The sequence below is a fragment of the Pseudomonas akapageensis genome (assembly GCF_011355085.1).
In the GTDB taxonomy this organism is placed as follows: domain Bacteria; phylum Pseudomonadota; class Gammaproteobacteria; order Pseudomonadales; family Pseudomonadaceae; genus Aquipseudomonas; species Aquipseudomonas akapageensis.
Genome location: NZ_VXCP01000020.1, coordinates 28,424 through 45,767, shown reverse-complemented (window position 1 = coordinate 45,767; position 17,344 = coordinate 28,424). Strand labels below are relative to the sequence as shown.

Genomic DNA, 17,344 nt, shown 5'->3' with positions numbered 1-17,344 from the left:
ACCGTTAAACCGCGGCAGCGCCGCCGACGATTTCCGAGATCTCTTGGGTGATCGCAGCCTGACGCGCCTTGTTGTAGATCAATTGCAAACCTTTGATCAAATCACCGGCGTTGTCGGTAGCGTTCTTCATTGCGATCATCCGCGCGGCTTGTTCAGCTGCGTTGTTCTCGACCACCGCCTGGTAGACCTGCGACTCCACGTAACGCACCATCAGGCCGTCAAGCAGCTCTTTGGCGTCTGGTTCGTAGAGGTAGTCCCAGTGGTGCTTGAGCTCCTGATCCGGGGTTGCAACCAACGGAACCAATTGCTCGACCGTTGGGATTTGCGTCATGGTATTGATGAACTTGTTCGATACCACGGACAGGCGGTCAATACGGCCGTCCAGGTAGGCATCGAGCATCACCTTGACGCTGCCGATCAGATCATTGATCGACGGTTCTTCGCCCAGGTGGCTGATCGCAGCGACGACATTGCCGCCGAAGTTGCGGAAAAATGCCGCACCCTTGCTGCCGATCACGCACAGATCGATCTCTACACCGTTTTCGCGGTTTACCGACATGTCCTTGACCAAGGCCTTGAACAGGTTGGTGTTCAAGCCACCGCACAGACCACGGTCACTGCTCACGACGACATAACCGACGCGCTTCACTTCGCGGTCGATCATGAACGGGTGGCGGTATTCCGGGTTGGCGTTGGCCAGATGTCCAATCACCTGGCGGATACGCTCCGCGTAAGGACGGCTAGCAGCCATGCGCATTTGAGCCTTGCGCATCTTGCTGACCGCCACTTTTTCCATGGCGCTGGTAATTTTTTGCGTGCTTTTGATGCTCGCAATCTTACTGCGAATCTCTTTTGCGCCTGCCATGTAACACCTATCAGGTTAGCAAGCGGGGGCCGCAAAGCCCCCGCTGCGGCTTACCAGGTTTGGGTGGCCTTGAACTTCTCGATACCGGCTTTGATGCCAGCGTCGATTTCGTCGTTGAAGTCACCCTTCACGTTGATCTTCGCCATCAAATCGGCGTGATCACGGTTGAAGTAAGCAATCAGCGCTTGTTCGAAGCTGCCGATTTTCGGGATTTCAACGTCGGTCAGGAACCCACGCTCAGCGGCATACAGCGACAGCGACATGTCGGCGATCGACATTGGCGCGTATTGCTTCTGCTTCATCAGCTCGGTAACGCGCTGACCGTGTTCAAGTTGCTTACGGGTCGCTTCGTCCAGGTCAGAAGCGAACTGGGCGAATGCCGCCAGTTCACGGTACTGAGCCAGAGCGGTACGGATACCACCGGACAGCTTCTTGATGATCTTGGTCTGAGCGGCACCACCTACACGGGATACCGAAACACCGGCGTTCACTGCAGGGCGGATGCCCGAGTTGAACATGGCCGATTCCAGGAAGATCTGACCGTCGGTGATCGAAATCACGTTGGTCGGAACGAACGCGGAAACGTCGCCAGCCTGGGTTTCGATGATCGGCAGAGCGGTCAGGGAACCGGTTTTGCCAGTCACAGCACCGTTGGTGAACTTCTCTACGTACTCTTCGGAAACGCGCGATGCACGCTCCAGCAGACGGGAGTGGAGATAGAACACGTCACCTGGGTACGCTTCACGTCCTGGTGGACGACGCAGCAGCAGGGAGATCTGACGGTAGGCAACGGCCTGCTTGGACAGGTCATCGTAAACGATCAGAGCGTCTTCACCGCGGTCACGGAAGAATTCACCCATGGTGCAACCGGCGTATGGCGCCAGGAATTGCAGTGCGGCGGATTCCGAAGCACTGGCAACAACCACGATGGTGTTGGCCAGGGCGCCGTTTTCTTCCAGCTTGCGAACGATGTTGGCAACGGTGGAACGCTTCTGGCCGACGGCTACATAAACACAGAAAATACCGGAGTCTTTCTGGTTGATGATGGCGTCGATCGCCATGGCGGTCTTACCGATCTGACGGTCACCGATGATCAGCTCACGCTGGCCACGGCCGACCGGGATCATGGCGTCGACGGATTTGTAGCCAGTCTGTACAGGCTGGTCTACCGACTTACGCCAGATCACGCCCGGAGCAACTTTCTCGACCGCGTCGGTCTCGGTGTTGTTCAGCGGGCCTTTGCCGTCGATTGGGTTACCCAGTGCGTCGACAACGCGACCCAGCAGTTCCTTACCAACCGGAACTTCGAGGATGCGGCCGGTGCACTTGGCGCTCATGCCTTCAGCGAGGGAGTCGTACGCGCCCAGTACTACCGCACCAACGGAGTCTTGCTCCAGGTTGAGGGCCATACCGAACACGCCACCTGGAAACTCGATCATTTCGCCGTACATGACGTCGGCCAGACCGTGAATCCGCACGATACCGTCGGAAACGCTGACGACGGTACCCTCGTTGCGGGCTTGGGAGGTCACATCGAGTTTCTCGATGCGACCCTTGATGATTTCACTAATTTCGGAAGGATTGAGTTGCTGCATTGCTCTGCTGCCCCTTCAAACTCAAGATTTCAATGCTTCGGCAAGATTCGCGAGTTTGCCGCGAATCGAGCCATCGATAACCAGGTCGCCGGCGCGAATGATGACACCACCGATAAGGCTGGCATCCTCCGCAACTTGCAGGCGCACTTCCCGGTTGAGCCGTGCACTGAGAACCTTGGCGAGTTTGTCTTGCTGATCTTGGTTCAATGCAAAAGCACTGGTGACATCCACATCTACCGATTTCTCTTGCTCGGCCTTGTACAGGTCGAACTGAGCAGCGATCTCCGGCAACAGCAGGAGACGGTCGTTTTCGGCAACGACGTTGATGAAATTCTGTGCCTTGGCATCGAACTTGTCGCCACACACTTCAATAAAAGTGCTGGCCTTTTGTGCGCTCGTCAGTCGCGGGGCCTTGAGCACTTGCTGCATGGTGCCGTCTTGCGACACCGCAGCAGCCAGGCCGAGCATGGCTGACCAATTGGCCAGCTGCTGTTGGGCCCGGGCGTGCTCGAAGGCTGCCTTAGCGTAAGGTCGGGCCAACGTGGTCAGTTCTGCCATGATCGCCCTCGCTTAGATTTCAGCGGCCAGTTTATTAACCAGCTCCGCGTGCGCGTTTTGATCGATTGTGGCGCCGAGGATCTTCTCAGCACCATTGACTGCCAGGCTACCCAGTTGGGCGCGCAGCGCGTCTTTGACACCGTTCAGTTCCTGTTCGATCTCGGCCTGAGCCTGAGCCTTCACACGTTCAGCTTCGACGCGGGCCTGGTCACGGGCTTCCTCGACGATCTGAGCACCGCGCTTCTTGGCTTGCTCAATGATTTCGGCTGCCTGAGTCTTCGCTTCGCGCAGTTGTTGACTCACTTTGTCGTGGGCCAACTCCAGGTCGCGAGCCGCTCGGCTGGCAGCGTCCAATCCTTCCGCGATCTTCTTCTGACGTTCTTGCAAAGCCGCGATGACCGGAGGCCACACGAACTTCATGCAGAACAGCACAAAAATGAAGAACGCAACGGACTGGCCAATCAGGGTTGCATTAATGTTCACGCCAACACCTCGCTCGTTCTTTGTCCATCACACCAATCAACTCGACGATTCGAGTGATTAGCCAGCGACTTGACCAACGAAGGGGTTCGCAAAGGTGAAGAACAGGGCGATACCAACACCGATCATGGTTACGGCGTCGAGCAGACCGGCAACGATGAACATTTTAACCTGCAGCATTGGAACCATTTCTGGTTGACGCGCTGCGCCTTCCAGGAACTTACCGCCCAACAGGCCGAAACCAATTGCGGTACCCAGTGCGCCCAGGCCGATCAACAGTGCAACAGCGATAGCGGTTAGACCAACTACAGTTTCCATCTTTCCTCCCGACTTTTACGTCGTATTGGTTAGGTTTTTTAGATTAAAGCGGTAAAGCAAAATCGTTTTTTACATCAGCCCTTGCGGACTCTCGCTTGCCACCCTCCTGCGCAAGCAGGAGGGACACCAGACACGCCAGGCGAGTCTTAATGGTTATCTTCGTGTGCCATCGACAGGTAGACGATGGTCAGCACCATGAAGATGAACGCTTGCAGGGTGATGATCAGGATGTGGAACACAGCCCACGCCCATTGCAGCACCACACCCAGACCACTGAGCCAGAGCAGGCCGCTACCGAACATCACCGCGATCAGGATGAACACCAGCTCGCCAGCATACATGTTGCCGAACAGACGCAGTGCCAGCGAAATCGGCTTGGCGATCAGAGTTACGAATTCCAGGATGAAGTTCACCGGAATCAGCAGGATCTGAACGAAAATGTTCTTGCTGCCAAACGGATGCAGGGTCAGTTCACCGATGAAACCGCTCAGGCCCTTGACCTTGATGCTGTAGAAAATGATCAGCGCGAACACCGAGAAGGCCATGGCCAGCGTTGCGTTCACGTCGGTAGTCGACACGGCACGGAACGGGATGTGGTGGTCGCCGGAAATCATGATCGCCAGCTGAGGAATCCAGTCGACCGGAATCAGGTCGATGGCGTTCATCATGAATACCCAGACGAAAATGGTCAGTGCCAGCGGAGCGATGACCGCGCTACGACCGTGGAAGCTGTCCTTCACGCTGCCGTCGACGAACTCGACCAGAACTTCGACGAAGTTCTGCAGACCGCCAGGCTGGCCGGAAGTCGCCTTCTTGGCCGCCATGCGGAAAAGCAGTACGAAAATCAGACCCAGTGCGACGGACCAGCCGAGGGTATCGACGTGGAACGCCCAGAAGCCCATTGCCTTGGCTTCTGCTGCGGAGTGGGCAAAGCCCCATCCGCCGTCTGGTAATTGACCGAAGGTCAAGTTCTGCAAGTGGTGCTGGATATAGCCCGAAGCGGTTTCTGCTGCCATGTTTGCCTCAAACGCCCTAAGGTCTCGAAAGTCTTGTTTTCATTAGCAGGGGCGCGAACCAGCTGACCAGTTGGGTCAGCAGGAAGACGCCGAACACTGCTAACGGCGCCAATGGCTTCACACCTGCAAACGTCAGTGCAAACAGCACTGCCGTCAAAATCAATTTGCCCGCCTCGCCGGCATAAAAAGACCGGACGATGGCTTGGGCCGCTCTGGCTCCGGTAAACCGAAAAGCCTTGAAAGCGAAATACACGTTGGGCAGCCAGGCAATCAGCCCTCCACAGAGGCCTGAATATCCACTGACCGCCCCGCGCCACTGCCACAACACCAACGCTGCCAGCAGAACCACGATAAATTGAGCCAGCAGTACCGGAAAAACCGCCCAGCGATGGAAAGGCAAGCGGTTTGGCGTGCGGGTTTCCATCACAACTGCTCCTCGAAAGTCGACCCGCCAAACATCAATAACTTGGCATAATTTGTGCCGACAAAATGCGCGCAGAGTATAGGGGCGGTTTGGCCCCTATTCAACTGCCGGTAGTGATTAAAGATGAAGCGCTACAACAAGAATTGTTTCAGCGGATGTGAGCAAGAACACCTTGCAACTCGTCCAGCGAGTTGTAACGGATCACTAACTGCCCTTTGCCTTTCTGCCCGTGGCGGATCTGCACCGCGGAGCCCAGCCGCTCTGCCAGACGCTGCTCAAGCCGAGTGATGTCCGGATCCGGCTTGACCGGTTCGACAGGTTCCGGCTTGCCATTGAGCCACTGGCGAACCAGCGCTTCGGTCTGGCGAACGGTCAGGCCACGTGCGACAACGTGTCGCGCCCCTTCAACCTGTTGCTCATCCGGCAAACCAAGCAACGCACGGGCATGGCCCATTTCCAGGTCGCCGTGCGACAGCATGGTCTTGATCACTTCCGGCAACGAAATCAGTCGCAGCAGATTGGCCACGGTCACCCGGGACTTGCCCACGGCATCGGCGACTTGCTGCTGGGTCAACTGGAACTCCTGCTGCAGGCGCTGCAGGGCCACAGCCTCTTCGACCGGGTTGAGGTCCTCGCGCTGGATGTTCTCGATCAGCGCCATGGCAATGGCGGCTTCGTCGGGCACATCGCGGACCATGGCCGGGATCTTTTCCAGGCCGGCTTGCTGGCTGGCGCGCCAGCGACGTTCGCCGGCGATGATCTCGTAGCGATCGTTACCGATCGGCCGGACCACGATCGGCTGCATCACGCCCTGGTTCCTGATCGATTGCGCCAGTTCTTCGAGCGCCTGGGGATCCATGTCCCGGCGTGGCTGGTACTTGCCGCGCTGGATGACATCCAGCGGCAGGTGGTGCAATTCTTTCTGATCGACCTGGACAGCCTGCTCTTCGAGCGCGCTGATAGTCGGACCACTCAGCAGTGCATCCAAGCCACGTCCGAGACCTCGTTTCTTAACGGCCATGCGGATTCCTTAAGTTGCTGGAGCAGTGCGTGGTTGACGACGCTGGCGACGGACCATTTCACCGGCCAGGGCCAGATAAGCCAAAGCGCCGCGTGATTGCTTGTCATAGGCCAGCGCCGGCATGCCAAAGCTTGGCGCTTCGGCCAGGCGTATGTTGCGCGGGATCACCGTGTCGTAGAGCTGATCGCCGAAGTGTTCCTTGAGTTGCGCGGAAACGTCGTTGATCAGGCTCAGGCGCGGGTCATACATGGTCCGCAGCAAGCCTTCGATCTTCAGATTCGGATTGAGCAACTCGGCGATGCGCTTGATGTTATCCACAAGGTCGCTCAAGCCTTCCAGGGCAAAGTATTCACATTGCATCGGAATGATTACGCCATCGGAGGCGACCAGGGCGTTGAGTGTCAGCATCGAAAGCGACGGCGGGCAGTCGATCAGGATGTAATCGTAATTTTCCCGAATCGGCGCCAGTGCCGTGCGCAGCCGGCTCTCTTTCATCTGCATTTCCAGCAGAACGACTTCGGCGGCGGTCAGGTCGCGGTTGGCAGGCAGCAGTTGGTAGCCGCCATGCTCCGAGAAGTGCATGGCCTGTGCCAGGTCGCATTCACCGATCAACAGGTCATAGACCGAGTTTTCCAGGGCATGCTTATCCACACCGCTGCCCATGGTGGCGTTGCCCTGCGGATCGAGATCGATCAACAGTACGCGGCGCTTGGTCGCAACCAGCGATGCTGCGAGGTTGATACAGGTGGTGGTTTTACCCACACCACCCTTTTGGTTCGCTATTGCGAATACCTTAGCCATTCTTGCTTGTGTTCCCAATCATGCCGTGCGGCGCAGTATCAGCAGATGGCGCTGGCCTTGGCAACCCGGAACGGCCAAGGCGTTTGCGCTATCGAGGTGGAAGTCCGCCGGTAATGCTACCAGTTCGTCGGCCGGATGCAGCCCTTTCATCGCCAGCCAGCGGGTCTGGGTATCGCCCAGGTGCCGTGTCCAGTTGGTGAAGTCTTCCAGGCTGCTGAAGGCTCGGGAAACAATACCAGTGAATGGCTGCTCAGGTCGAAAAGCTTCGACCCGGCTGTGGATAACTTGCAGGTTGTCCAGCTTGAGCTCGAGCTTGACCTGAGTCTGGAAACGGGTTTTCTTGCCGTTACTGTCCAGCGTGGTGATCTGCTTTTCGGGAAACATGATCGCCAGGGGAATGCCTGGCATCCCCCCGCCGCTGCCGACATCCAGCCAGCTAGGGCTGTTTCCGATGTACGGCAGGATACTCAGGCTGTCGAGCAGGTGCCGCGAGACCATCTCATCCGGGTTACGCACCGCGGTCAGGTTGTAAGCCTTGTTCCATTTGATCAACAGCGCCAGATAGGCCAGCAGTTGATCGTGCTGATGTGCCGTCAGCTCCACGCCCATTTCCCGGGCGCCTGTGGACAACTCTTCGCTGTGCTGCTGGGTAACCATGGAACTCAAGCGCTTTGCTCCAACTCACGGCCTGCGCCGCGTTTTTTCAAATGAATCATCAACAGGGAAATCGCCGCGGGGGTAACGCCTGGAATACGGGAAGCCTGACCCAGGGTTTCGGGGCGAGTCTGCCCCAGCTTGCTTTGAATTTCCTTGGACAGACCGGAAATGGCAGCGTAGTCGATATCGTCCGGCAGCCTGGTGTTTTCACTGGCGCGCAATCGGGCGATTTCATCCTGCTGGCGGTCGATGTAGCCGGCGTACTTGGTCTTGATCTCGACCTGTTCGGCCACCTGGACATTGGCGCAGCCGCCGCCGGTAACCTCAACCAACCCTGCGTAGTCGATTTCCGGGCGCGACAGCAGGCTGAGCAGGTTGTATTCATGGCTCAGGGGCGTTCCGAACTTTTCGGCAATCGCCTGGCCTTGCTCCGTATTGGGGCGAACCCAGGTACTTTTCAGGCGTTGCTCTTCCAATTCGATGCCTTCGCGCTTGGCGCTGAACGCAGCCCAGCGTTCATCGTCGACCAGGCCCAGCTCGCGGCCTTTTTCGGTCAGACGCAGGTCGGCGTTGTCTTCGCGCAGGATCAACCGGTACTCGGCGCGTGATGTAAACATCCGGTACGGTTCCTGGGTCCCCAGGGTGATCAGGTCATCGACCAGTACGCCGATGTACGCCTCATCACGGCGCGGGCACCAGCTTTCACGCCCCTGTGCACGCAGTGCGGCGTTGGCTCCTGCCAGTAAACCCTGGGCGCCGGCTTCTTCGTAGCCGGTAGTACCGTTGATCTGTCCAGCGAAGAACAGGCCACCGATAACTTTGGTTTCCAGGCTGTACTTCAGGTCCCGCGGGTCGAAATAGTCGTACTCGATGGCATAACCGGGTCGAACGATGTGGGCATTTTCCATGCCGCGAATCGAACGGACGATCTGCAGCTGCACATCGAATGGCAACGATGTGGAAATGCCGTTCGGATACAGCTCGTGGGTGGTCAGACCTTCAGGCTCGATGAAGACCTGATGGCTTTCCTTGTCGGCAAAACGGTGAATCTTGTCTTCGATCGAAGGGCAATAGCGAGGGCCGACACCTTCGATGACACCCGAGTACATCGGCGAACGGTCGAGGTTCGACGCAATGATCTCGTGGGTACGGGCGTTGGTGTGAGTAATCCAGCAACTCACCTGCCGTGGGTGCTGTTCCTTGGACCCCATGAACGACATCACCGGAATCGGCGTATCGCCTGGCTGCTCGGTCATCACCGAGAAATCCACAGACCGACCGTCAATGCGTGGCGGGGTACCGGTTTTCAGGCGACCGACCCGCAATGGCAACTCACGCAGCCGATGTGCCAGTGCGATCGAGGGCGGGTCACCGGCGCGACCGCCGGAATAGTTCTGCAAACCGATGTGGATAAGTCCACCGAGGAAGGTGCCTGTGGTCAGGACGACGGAATCAGCGAAGAAACGCAGACCCATTTGTGTCACGACACCGCGAACCTGGTCTTGCTCGACGATCAGGTCGTCGCAGGCCTGTTGAAATATCCACAGGTTCGGCTGGTTTTCCAGGATCTCGCGCACCGCTGCCTTGTACAGAACCCGGTCCGCCTGGGCACGGGTTGCCCGTACAGCCGGGCCTTTGCGGTTGTTCAACACGCGAAACTGAATACCGCCTTTATCGGTTGCCGTCGCCATTGCGCCGCCCAGCGCATCGATCTCTTTGACCAGATGGCTCTTGCCTATGCCGCCAATGGCAGGGTTGCAACTCATTTGCCCGAGGGTTTCCACGTTATGTGTAAGCAGCAGGGTCTTTGCGCCCATGCGTGCTGACGCAAGCGCAGCCTCGGTTCCGGCATGGCCGCCGCCGATGACGATCACTTCAAAACGGGAAGGGAAATCCACCACGCACCTCGTGTGTGTTCTGTAGGGGTAAATGGGTTGGGTAATTGGGATAGCTGACAAGTATAGGGACTTCACCCCCTCTAAAGGAACCTTTTGCACAAAATTTAACCAGCTGTGGATAACGATGAGCAATAGAAATAAAGAGAGAAGAATTTATTAAAGCTTTGTTTTTATGTTTATTTCTAGTGGACACACTTTCTGTGGATAAGGTTCTGCAGCCCATATGATTCAATATGTACAGAGGTTCAAAAGTCTGTGGTCATGTGCCCATGAGCATTCTGGATAATCGGTTTAAACCTGTGGATGAAACAGGTGGTTATGCACAGGTCGGTTTATCGTCAGCTTTGAGGCCCAGTTATCAACTGAGCTGAGGCTTGGTTTTCCACAGGGCTTAATCCACAGATCGGGTGCTGTGGAAAAAACGCAGGCACGGCTACGCCACCGAGATGGCAGTGATTCATTCGGTGGGCAGGGGAATATGAGGGGGGAAAATACAAGCGATGAAGGTCCCGATGGGTATCGGGACCTGGTTGTGGATAAAAAACTACTTACCGATGCAGAAGCTCGAAAAGATCCGTCCCAGCAAGTCGTCGGAGCTGAACGCTCCGGTAATTTCACCAAGCGCCTGCTGAGCCTGACGCAGATCCTCGGCCAACAGTTCTCCAGCGCCGGCCAGCGTCAACTGAGCCCTGCCGTGTTCAAGGGAATCACTGGCATGCTTGAGTGCCTCCAAATGCCGCCTGCGGGCGCTGAAGCTGCTTTCTGCTGTCTGTTCATAACCCATGCAGGCCTTCAGGTGGTCACGCAACAAGTCCAATCCCAGGTCCGCGGACTTCGCGCTCAAGGAGATGGTGACATGGCCATCCCCACACTGTTCCATCGCGATGGGTTCGCCACTGAGGTCGGCTTTGTTTCGGATCAGGGTGACCTTGGCCGGATCCGGGCGTTGCTCCAGGAATTCCGGCCATAGCGCGAATGGATCATCGGCCTCGGGTGCTGTGGCATCGACCACCAACAACACTCTGTCGGCTTCGCCGATAGCCTTGAGTGCCCGCTCGACGCCAATCTTTTCCACATGGTCGGTGGTATCGCGCAGACCAGCGGTATCGACAACGTGCAGGGGCATTCCGTCGATGTGGATATGTTCTCGAAGAATATCCCGAGTGGTGCCCGCGATATCCGTCACGATGGCCGCCTCGCGTCCCGCCAGAACGTTCAACAGGCTCGACTTGCCAGCGTTCGGTCGACCGGCAATCACAACCGTCATGCCATCACGCAGCAAGGCGCCCTGCCCGGCCTCGCGAACGACTGTGGATAAATCATCACGCACCTGATCGAGCATACTCAGCACGTGACCATCGGCCAGGAAGTCGATTTCTTCTTCCGGGAAGTCGATTGCCGCTTCCACATAGATGCGCAGGTTGATCAGCTTTTCAGTGAGGTTATCCACACGCTGCGAAAACGCGCCCTGTAATGAGCGCAGTGCATTGCGCGCCGCTTGCGCGGAACTGGCTTCGATCAAATCGGCAATCGCCTCCGCCTGGGCCAGGTCGAGCTTGTCATTGAGGAAGGCACGCTCGCTGAATTCACCGGGCCTGGCCAGGCGGCAACCAAGCTGCAGACAGCGCTGCAGCAACATATCCAGGACCACAGGTCCGCCATGGCCTTGCAGTTCGAGTACATCTTCACCGGTAAACGAATTAGGCCCGGGGAAATACAACGCAATACCTTCATCGATGACCTGTTCGTCATCTGCTCGGAAAGGACCGTAGTGTGCATAACGTGGCGTCAATGTACGCCCGGTGATTGCGCTGGCGGCCTTGCTCGCCAGAGGCCCGGAGATGCGCACGATCCCGACGCCGCCGCGGCCCTGGGCCGTGGCGATCGCAGCGATGGTTTCACGGGGAGTATTCATGATCGAGGCCTCACGACAAAAACGGCAGATAGCAAAACGCCCCACGAGGGGGCGTTTATCCACAGGTTAGATGATCAACCTGTCAGGCGGCAGCTTTCTTGCTGGCCGCTTCGATGCTACGAGTGATGTACCACTGCTGTGCGATCGACAGGCAGTTGTTCACAACCCAGTACAGCACCAGACCTGCAGGGAACCACAGGAAGAAGAAGGTGAAGATGATCGGCATCAGCTTCATCACCTTGGCCTGCATCGGATCCGGCGGAGTCGGGTTCAGCTGCTGCTGAATGAACATGGTCGCGCCCATGATGATCGGCAGGATGAAGAACGGATCCTTGATCGACAGGTCGGTGATCCAGAACATCCATGGAGCCTGGCGCATTTCCACGCTTTCCAGCAATACCCAGTACAACGACAGGAAAACCGGCATCTGCACGAGGATTGGCAAGCAACCACCCAGCGGATTGATCTTCTCTTTCTTGTACAGCTCCATCATGGCCTGCGACATTTTCTGCCGGTCATCGCCATGTTGTTCCTTGAGTGCAGCCAGTTTCGGAGCAACGGCACGCATGCGCGCCATGGACTTGTAGCTGGCGGCGGACAACGGGAAGAACAGGCCTTTGATCAGCATCGTCAGGACAATGATCGACCAACCCCAGTTACCCAGCAGGCTGTGGATATGTTGCAGCAGCCAGAAAATCGGCTGGGCGATGAACCAGAGAATGCCGTAGTCGACGGTCAGTTCCAGACCTGGGGACAACTCTTTGAGCGCGGACTGGATTTTCGGACCGGCATACAGCTTGGCACTGGTTTCGGCCTTGGCACCGGCGGCAACATTCAGCGCAGGGCCCGTGAAACCGATGATGTAGTTGCCTTGGCTGTCTTTACGGGTCTGAACAACGTTGTTGTCAGCCTTGTTCGGAATCCAGGCAGTCACGAAATAGTGCTGCAGCCAGGCTACCCAACCACCGTCGACAGTTTCCTTCAGAGAACCCTTGTCCATGTCTTTCATCGACACTTTCTTGTAGGGCTCGGAACTTGTCCACAGGGCAGCACCCAGGTAGGTGGCTGTACCGGTAGCGGTGCTCGAGGAAGGATCGGCACTGGCATCGCGTTTCAATTGCGCGAACAGGTTACCGGTCCAGGCTTGAGGGCTCTGGTTATCGATCAGGTAGGTGACAACCAGGTCGTATTCACCGCGCTTGAAGGTGAAACGCTTGATGTAGTTGACGCCTGAATCGCTGAACTTGAGGTCAACGACCAGTTGATCCTGGCCATCAGCCAGTTGATAACTTTTTTGCTCCGTAGCGTACAGCGGGCGACCCGACGAACGGGCATCCGGACCGTTCACACCGGTCAAACCACTTTGCGCCAGATAAGTACGTTCGCCACCGTTATCGAACAGTTGGAACGGAATATCCGGATGGTCCTGGCGACGTGGGTATTTCGGCAGCATCAACTGCGCGATATCACCACCGTTTGGATCGATAGCCAGATCGAGTACGTCGGTTTTAACCCGAATCAGATCCTTGCTGATGGCCACCGGGGCCAGTGCAGGCGTACTGGAATCTGCGTTCGCGCTGGGTACATCGGCACTTGCGGATGCATTGTTACCAAGAGCGGTGTCCGGCAGGCCCGATGCGGTGCTGTTGGTTGCAACATTCTGAATCGGCAAGGCTGCTTGGCCGTAGTCCTGGTTCCATTTCAGAACCATGACGTAGGACACGATTGCCAGGGCGACGATCAGGATCGTGCGTTTAATATCCATGATTACTCGGCTATCGAAGAAGTACGGGGAGATGGGGCAGGCGGAACCGGGTCAAAGCCACCGGCATTCCACGGATGACAACGACCTAAACGACGAATGGTCAGCCAGCCACCGCGCAGAAAGCCATGATTTTCTATGGCTTCATACGCGTAGCAGGAGCAACTGGGATAGAAACGACAGTGACTGGCCATCAGTGGGCTGATGGCATAACGGTAAAACTGGATCGGAACGAGTGCCAGTTTACGCATCCTGACTGTCTACCCCTTCAGATTCGGCGTTAACCACTGGAGCAGGCCGACTACGTGCAAGGCGCTTCCAGAGCTTGCCAAAGTGCTGGTGCAATTCTGGGTTTTCTACGTCGCCCAAACCTTTGCGCGCGACGATCACGATATCCCACCCGACCAGCAGATCCTGGTGCAGGCGAAAGGAATCGCGCATCAAGCGTTTGAGGCGATTGCGCTGAACGGAAAGCTTAACGCTCTTTTTTCCGATCACTAACCCCAAGCGGGGGTGATCGAGACCGTTTTCGCGAGCAAGGAGCAGGAGGTTTTTCCCTGGGACCTTGCCGGTTGGGGAGTCAAAGACCGCTTTGAAGTGTCGGGCTGTCAGAAGACGCTTTTCCCGACTGAAGTCCTGACTCACCACCAGTGCCGGATTATCAAACTGCCAGACGTGCACGACCTTTGGCGCGGCGACGCGACAGGACGGCACGACCGTTTTTGGTAGCCATGCGGGCACGGAAACCGTGGGTACGGGCGCGTTTGATAGTGCTGGGTTGGAAAGTACGTTTCATGGCGTGTTACCTGGTTCGTCCACAACGGGCCGGAATGGCCCCCGTTTTAAGAGATCGGCGATTCTAGAGAAAGCAAGGCCGCAGGTCAATTTCCAACCAACGTTTCCTTGAATAAGAGATAAGCGGGGTCGGCCGAATTTTTCCAGGAGACCTTGGCCAATGGGTCACTCAGATATAAAAATAGAGAAGGGAATTATTTAAAGCTTTTCTGTAGAACTTATAGATCTTAGCTGGACCACCATCTGTGGATAAGTACCTCAAGGCCAGATTCTGTCTACTGTACAGAGAATGGTAACCTTGTCGGTAAACGGTGTTGCGCCTGTGCTGTGCCCTCGGAAAAGCTGTGTATGGAATTGGCAGTTATCCACAGCGAAGTTATCCACTGGTTCCAGCCCCCACTTGTGCATAGACCTCAACGGCAGTTATCCACAGAGCTTATTCACACCGCCGAAGGGTCATATTGGTCAATAAGCTGCTGATTTATCACCATCTCCACAGCATCGGCATGTGGATAAGTACGCGGCCGGCCGGTACAATGGGCTCTGTTTTTGCCTCACCGGCTTTCAACTCAGGGGATATCCGTGTCAGTGGAACTTTGGCAGCAGTGCGTGGAGCTTCTGCGCGATGAACTGCCTGCCCAGCAATTCAACACCTGGATCCGTCCGCTACAGGTCGAAGCCGAAGGCGACGAGTTGCGTGTGTATGCACCCAACCGCTTTGTTCTCGATTGGGTCAACGAGAAGTACCTGGGCCGTTTGCTCGAACTGTTGAGCGAACACGGCAACGGCATGGCGCCTGCGCTTTCCTTATTAATAGGCAGCAGACGAAGCTCCGCACCGCGTGCAGCGCCCAATGCTCCGTTGGCAGCTGCTGTAGCGGCCTCTCAGGCCCAGGCGGCGGCACCAGCGCCTGTACAGGCACCCGCTGCTGCTGCGGCGCCTGCGGTCGTGGCCGAACACAGCGAAGAAGAGCCTTCGCGCGACAGTTTCGATTCGATGGCTGGCGCCAGCTCGCAGCCTGCGCCGGTCCGTTCCGAACAACGGACTGTCCAGGTAGAAGGTGCGCTCAAGCACACCAGTTATCTCAACCGGACTTTCACCTTCGAAAACTTCGTTGAAGGTAAATCCAACCAGTTGGCCCGCGCTGCAGCCTGGCAGGTCGCTGACAACCCCAAGCACGGCTACAACCCGCTCTTCCTTTATGGTGGGGTCGGCCTGGGTAAGACGCACTTGATGCATGCGGTGGGTAACCACCTGCTCAAGAAAAATCCGAATGCCAAGGTTGTGTACCTGCATTCCGAGCGTTTCGTTGCCGACATGGTCAAAGCACTGCAACTGAACGCAATCAACGAGTTCAAGCGTTTCTACCGTTCGGTGGATGCGTTGCTGATCGATGACATTCAGTTCTTTGCGCGCAAGGAACGTTCTCAGGAAGAGTTTTTCCACACCTTCAACGCATTGCTCGAAGGCGGACAGCAGGTCATTCTTACCAGTGACCGCTACCCGAAGGAAATCGAAGGCCTGGAAGAGCGTCTGAAGTCGCGTTTCGGCTGGGGCCTTACGGTTGCTGTCGAACCTCCGGAACTTGAGACCCGCGTAGCGATTCTCATGAAGAAGGCCGACCAGGCCAAGGTCGAACTGCCGCACGACGCGGCGTTCTTCATCGCACAACGGATTCGCTCCAACGTCCGTGAACTGGAGGGCGCCCTCAAGCGGGTTATTGCGCACTCCCACTTCATGGGCCGCGACATCACTATCGAGCTGATTCGTGAGTCGTTGAAGGACTTGCTGGCGTTGCAGGACAAATTGGTCAGTGTGGATAACATTCAGCGTACAGTGGCTGAATACTACAAGATCAAGATTTCCGACTTGCTGTCCAAGCGTCGTTCACGTTCGGTCGCTCGCCCTCGGCAGGTAGCCATGGCGTTGTCCAAGGAACTGACCAACCACAGCTTGCCGGAAATCGGCGACGTGTTTGGTGGCCGTGACCATACGACAGTGCTGCATGCATGCCGCAAGATCAACGAACTCAAGGAATCCGACGCGGATATCCGCGAGGACTACAAGAACCTGCTGCGGACACTGACTACGTGATCAACGTCAGCGCAGCTTATTAAGGCAAGGGACTAGACCATGCATTTCACCATTCAACGCGAAGCCCTGTTGAAACCCCTGCAACTGGTCGCAGGCGTCGTTGAGCGCCGTCAGACCTTGCCGGTACTCTCCAACGTCTTGCTGGTTGTACAAGGTCAGCAACTCTCTCTGACCGGTACTGATCTGGAAGTTGAACTGGTCGGCCGTGTGCAGCTGGAAGAACCTGCTGAACCGGGCGAAATCACCGTTCCAGCGCGCAAGCTGATGGATATCTGCAAGAGCCTGCCAGGCGATGCGCTCATCGATGTGAAGGTCGATGAACAGAAGCTGGTGATCAAGGCCGGGCGTAGCCGTTTCACCCTGTCCACGTTGCCAGCCAACGACTTCCCGACAGTCGAGGAAGGCCCTGGCTCGCTGACCTGCAGCCTGGAACAAAGCAAATTGCGCCGCCTGATCGAGCGCACCAGTTTTGCCATGGCCCAGCAGGATGTACGTTATTACCTGAACGGTATGTTGCTGGAAGTATCCGCCGGTGTGATGCGCGCCGTCGCTACCGACGGTCACCGTCTGGCGATGTGTTCCATGCAGGCTGATATCGGCCAGACCGACAAGCACCAGGTCATCGTTCCACGCAAGGGCATCCTTGAGTTGGCGCGTTTGCTGACCGAGCCGGATGGCACTGTAAGCATCGTTTTGGGGCAACATCACATCCGCGCCACCACTGGTGAATTCACCTTCACTTCGAAACTGGTCGACGGCAAATTCCCGGACTACGAGCGTGTTCTGCCAAAGGGTGGTGACAAGCTGGTGGTCGGCGATCGCCAGGCGCTTCGCGAAGCGTTCAGCCGTACCGCCATTCTTTCCAATGAAAAGTATCGCGGGATCCGTCTGCAACTGGCAGCGGGCCAACTGAAAATCCAGGCCAACAACCCGGAGCAGGAGGAAGCTGAAGAGGAAGTGGGTGTTGAATACAACGGCGGTTCACTGGAGATCGGCTTCAACGTCAGTTATCTCCTGGACGTGTTGGGTGTAATGACCACCGAGCAAGTGCGCCTGATCCTCTCCGATTCGAACAGCAGCGCCCTGGTGCAGGAGTCCGATAACGACGATTCCGCCTACGTCGTTATGCCGATGCGCCTGTAACC

The 17,344-nt window shown here is 56.8% G+C and carries 18 protein-coding genes; 2 read left to right on the top strand and 16 right to left on the bottom strand.

The features are described from left to right. Positions 1 to 4: 4 nt before the first annotated feature. The 16 genes from atpG to rpmH form a co-directional block, all read right to left on the bottom strand. Positions 5 to 865, bottom strand: coding sequence for a F0F1 ATP synthase subunit gamma (gene atpG, locus F2S13_RS15315; RefSeq protein ID WP_166362206.1), 861 nt, complete (start codon positions 863 to 865; stop codon positions 5 to 7). Between the two features lie 50 nt (positions 866 to 915). Then, positions 916 to 2,460, bottom strand: a complete 1,545-nt coding sequence (atpA, locus tag F2S13_RS15310) for a F0F1 ATP synthase subunit alpha (protein ID WP_166362204.1) — start codon at positions 2,458 to 2,460, stop codon at positions 916 to 918. Positions 2,461 to 2,481: 21 nt separating this feature from the next. After that, positions 2,482 to 3,018, bottom strand: coding sequence for a F0F1 ATP synthase subunit delta (locus F2S13_RS15305; RefSeq protein WP_166362202.1), 537 nt, complete (start codon positions 3,016 to 3,018; stop codon positions 2,482 to 2,484). Positions 3,019 to 3,030: 12 nt separating this feature from the next. Beyond that, the gene (locus tag F2S13_RS15300) at positions 3,031 to 3,501 is read right to left on the bottom strand and encodes a F0F1 ATP synthase subunit B (RefSeq protein WP_166362200.1); all 471 of its coding nucleotides are present in this window, start codon (positions 3,499 to 3,501) and stop codon (positions 3,031 to 3,033) included. Positions 3,502 to 3,558: 57 nt separating this feature from the next. Continuing rightward, positions 3,559 to 3,816, bottom strand: coding sequence for a F0F1 ATP synthase subunit C (atpE, locus tag F2S13_RS15295; protein WP_166362198.1), 258 nt, complete (start codon positions 3,814 to 3,816; stop codon positions 3,559 to 3,561). 146 nt (positions 3,817 to 3,962) lie between these two features. After that, the gene (gene atpB, locus F2S13_RS15290; RefSeq protein ID WP_166362196.1) at positions 3,963 to 4,832 is read right to left on the bottom strand and encodes a F0F1 ATP synthase subunit A; all 870 of its coding nucleotides are present in this window, start codon (positions 4,830 to 4,832) and stop codon (positions 3,963 to 3,965) included. Between the two features lie 16 nt (positions 4,833 to 4,848). Beyond that, positions 4,849 to 5,256, bottom strand: a complete 408-nt coding sequence (locus tag F2S13_RS15285) for a F0F1 ATP synthase subunit I (protein ID WP_166362194.1) — start codon at positions 5,254 to 5,256, stop codon at positions 4,849 to 4,851. 148 nt (positions 5,257 to 5,404) lie between these two features. Then, positions 5,405 to 6,277, bottom strand: a complete 873-nt coding sequence (locus F2S13_RS15280) for a ParB/RepB/Spo0J family partition protein (protein WP_166362192.1) — start codon at positions 6,275 to 6,277, stop codon at positions 5,405 to 5,407. Positions 6,278 to 6,286: 9 nt separating this feature from the next. Then, positions 6,287 to 7,078, bottom strand: coding sequence for a ParA family protein (locus tag F2S13_RS15275; protein ID WP_166362190.1), 792 nt, complete (start codon positions 7,076 to 7,078; stop codon positions 6,287 to 6,289). 18 nt (positions 7,079 to 7,096) lie between these two features. Continuing rightward, on the bottom strand, positions 7,097 to 7,735 hold the full coding sequence (rsmG, locus tag F2S13_RS15270) for a 16S rRNA (guanine(527)-N(7))-methyltransferase RsmG (RefSeq protein ID WP_178119019.1): 639 nt from the start codon (positions 7,733 to 7,735) through the stop codon (positions 7,097 to 7,099). Between the two features lie 5 nt (positions 7,736 to 7,740). Continuing rightward, positions 7,741 to 9,633 carry a tRNA uridine-5-carboxymethylaminomethyl(34) synthesis enzyme MnmG gene (mnmG, locus tag F2S13_RS15265; protein WP_166362186.1) on the bottom strand — a complete coding sequence of 631 codons (1,893 nt, stop codon included), beginning with the start codon at positions 9,631 to 9,633 and terminating at the stop codon, positions 7,741 to 7,743. A gap of 544 nt (positions 9,634 to 10,177) precedes the next feature. Continuing rightward, positions 10,178 to 11,548: a tRNA uridine-5-carboxymethylaminomethyl(34) synthesis GTPase MnmE gene (mnmE, locus tag F2S13_RS15260; RefSeq protein ID WP_166362184.1), complete on the bottom strand. Its 1,371-nt coding sequence runs from the start codon at positions 11,546 to 11,548 to the stop codon at positions 10,178 to 10,180. Positions 11,549 to 11,630: 82 nt separating this feature from the next. Next, positions 11,631 to 13,313, bottom strand: coding sequence for a membrane protein insertase YidC (gene yidC / locus F2S13_RS15255; protein ID WP_166362182.1), 1,683 nt, complete (start codon positions 13,311 to 13,313; stop codon positions 11,631 to 11,633). A gap of 2 nt (positions 13,314 to 13,315) precedes the next feature. Continuing rightward, positions 13,316 to 13,561 carry a membrane protein insertion efficiency factor YidD gene (yidD, locus tag F2S13_RS15250; RefSeq protein WP_166362180.1) on the bottom strand — a complete coding sequence of 82 codons (246 nt, stop codon included), beginning with the start codon at positions 13,559 to 13,561 and terminating at the stop codon, positions 13,316 to 13,318. Next, on the bottom strand, positions 13,554 to 13,958 hold the full coding sequence (rnpA, locus tag F2S13_RS15245) for a ribonuclease P protein component (RefSeq protein ID WP_166362363.1): 405 nt from the start codon (positions 13,956 to 13,958) through the stop codon (positions 13,554 to 13,556). The genes yidD and rnpA overlap by 8 nt, the downstream gene beginning before the upstream one ends. A gap of 13 nt (positions 13,959 to 13,971) precedes the next feature. After that, entirely contained in the window at positions 13,972 to 14,106 is a 135-nt protein-coding gene (gene rpmH, locus F2S13_RS15240; protein ID WP_003213577.1) for a 50S ribosomal protein L34, read from the bottom strand. 581 nt (positions 14,107 to 14,687) lie between these two features. Here rpmH and dnaA point away from each other — a divergent pair. Continuing rightward, the gene (gene dnaA / locus F2S13_RS15235; RefSeq protein WP_166362178.1) at positions 14,688 to 16,199 is read left to right on the top strand and encodes a chromosomal replication initiator protein DnaA; all 1,512 of its coding nucleotides are present in this window, start codon (positions 14,688 to 14,690) and stop codon (positions 16,197 to 16,199) included. Positions 16,200 to 16,238: 39 nt separating this feature from the next. Then, positions 16,239 to 17,342: a DNA polymerase III subunit beta gene (dnaN, locus tag F2S13_RS15230; RefSeq protein ID WP_166362176.1), complete on the top strand. Its 1,104-nt coding sequence runs from the start codon at positions 16,239 to 16,241 to the stop codon at positions 17,340 to 17,342. Positions 17,343 to 17,344 lie beyond the last annotated feature (2 nt).

Bases quoted from the DNA above. Each gene is read 5' to 3' on its own strand.
- rsmG (WP_178119019.1), bottom strand. From the start codon at position 7,735: ATGGTTACCCAGCAGCACAGCGAAGAGTTGTCCACAGGCGCCCGGGAA.
- atpB (WP_166362196.1), bottom strand. From the start codon at position 4,832: ATGGCAGCAGAAACCGCTTCGGGCTATATCCAGCACCACTTGCAGAAC.
- atpE (WP_166362198.1), bottom strand. From the start codon at position 3,816: ATGGAAACTGTAGTTGGTCTAACCGCTATCGCTGTTGCACTGTTGATC.
- F2S13_RS15275 (WP_166362190.1), bottom strand. From the start codon at position 7,078: ATGGCTAAGGTATTCGCAATAGCGAACCAAAAGGGTGGTGTGGGTAAA.
- F2S13_RS15305 (WP_166362202.1), bottom strand. From the start codon at position 3,018: ATGGCAGAACTGACCACGTTGGCCCGACCTTACGCTAAGGCAGCCTTC.
- atpA (WP_166362204.1), bottom strand. From the start codon at position 2,460: ATGCAGCAACTCAATCCTTCCGAAATTAGTGAAATCATCAAGGGTCGC.
- rpmH (WP_003213577.1), bottom strand. From the start codon at position 14,106: ATGAAACGTACTTTCCAACCCAGCACTATCAAACGCGCCCGTACCCAC.
- F2S13_RS15285 (WP_166362194.1), bottom strand. From the start codon at position 5,256: ATGGAAACCCGCACGCCAAACCGCTTGCCTTTCCATCGCTGGGCGGTT.
- yidC (WP_166362182.1), bottom strand. From the start codon at position 13,313: ATGGATATTAAACGCACGATCCTGATCGTCGCCCTGGCAATCGTGTCC.
- dnaN (WP_166362176.1), top strand. From the start codon at position 16,239: ATGCATTTCACCATTCAACGCGAAGCCCTGTTGAAACCCCTGCAACTG.
- yidD (WP_166362180.1), bottom strand. From the start codon at position 13,561: ATGCGTAAACTGGCACTCGTTCCGATCCAGTTTTACCGTTATGCCATC.
- mnmE (WP_166362184.1), bottom strand. From the start codon at position 11,548: ATGAATACTCCCCGTGAAACCATCGCTGCGATCGCCACGGCCCAGGGC.
- atpG (WP_166362206.1), bottom strand. From the start codon at position 865: ATGGCAGGCGCAAAAGAGATTCGCAGTAAGATTGCGAGCATCAAAAGC.
- F2S13_RS15280 (WP_166362192.1), bottom strand. From the start codon at position 6,277: ATGGCCGTTAAGAAACGAGGTCTCGGACGTGGCTTGGATGCACTGCTG.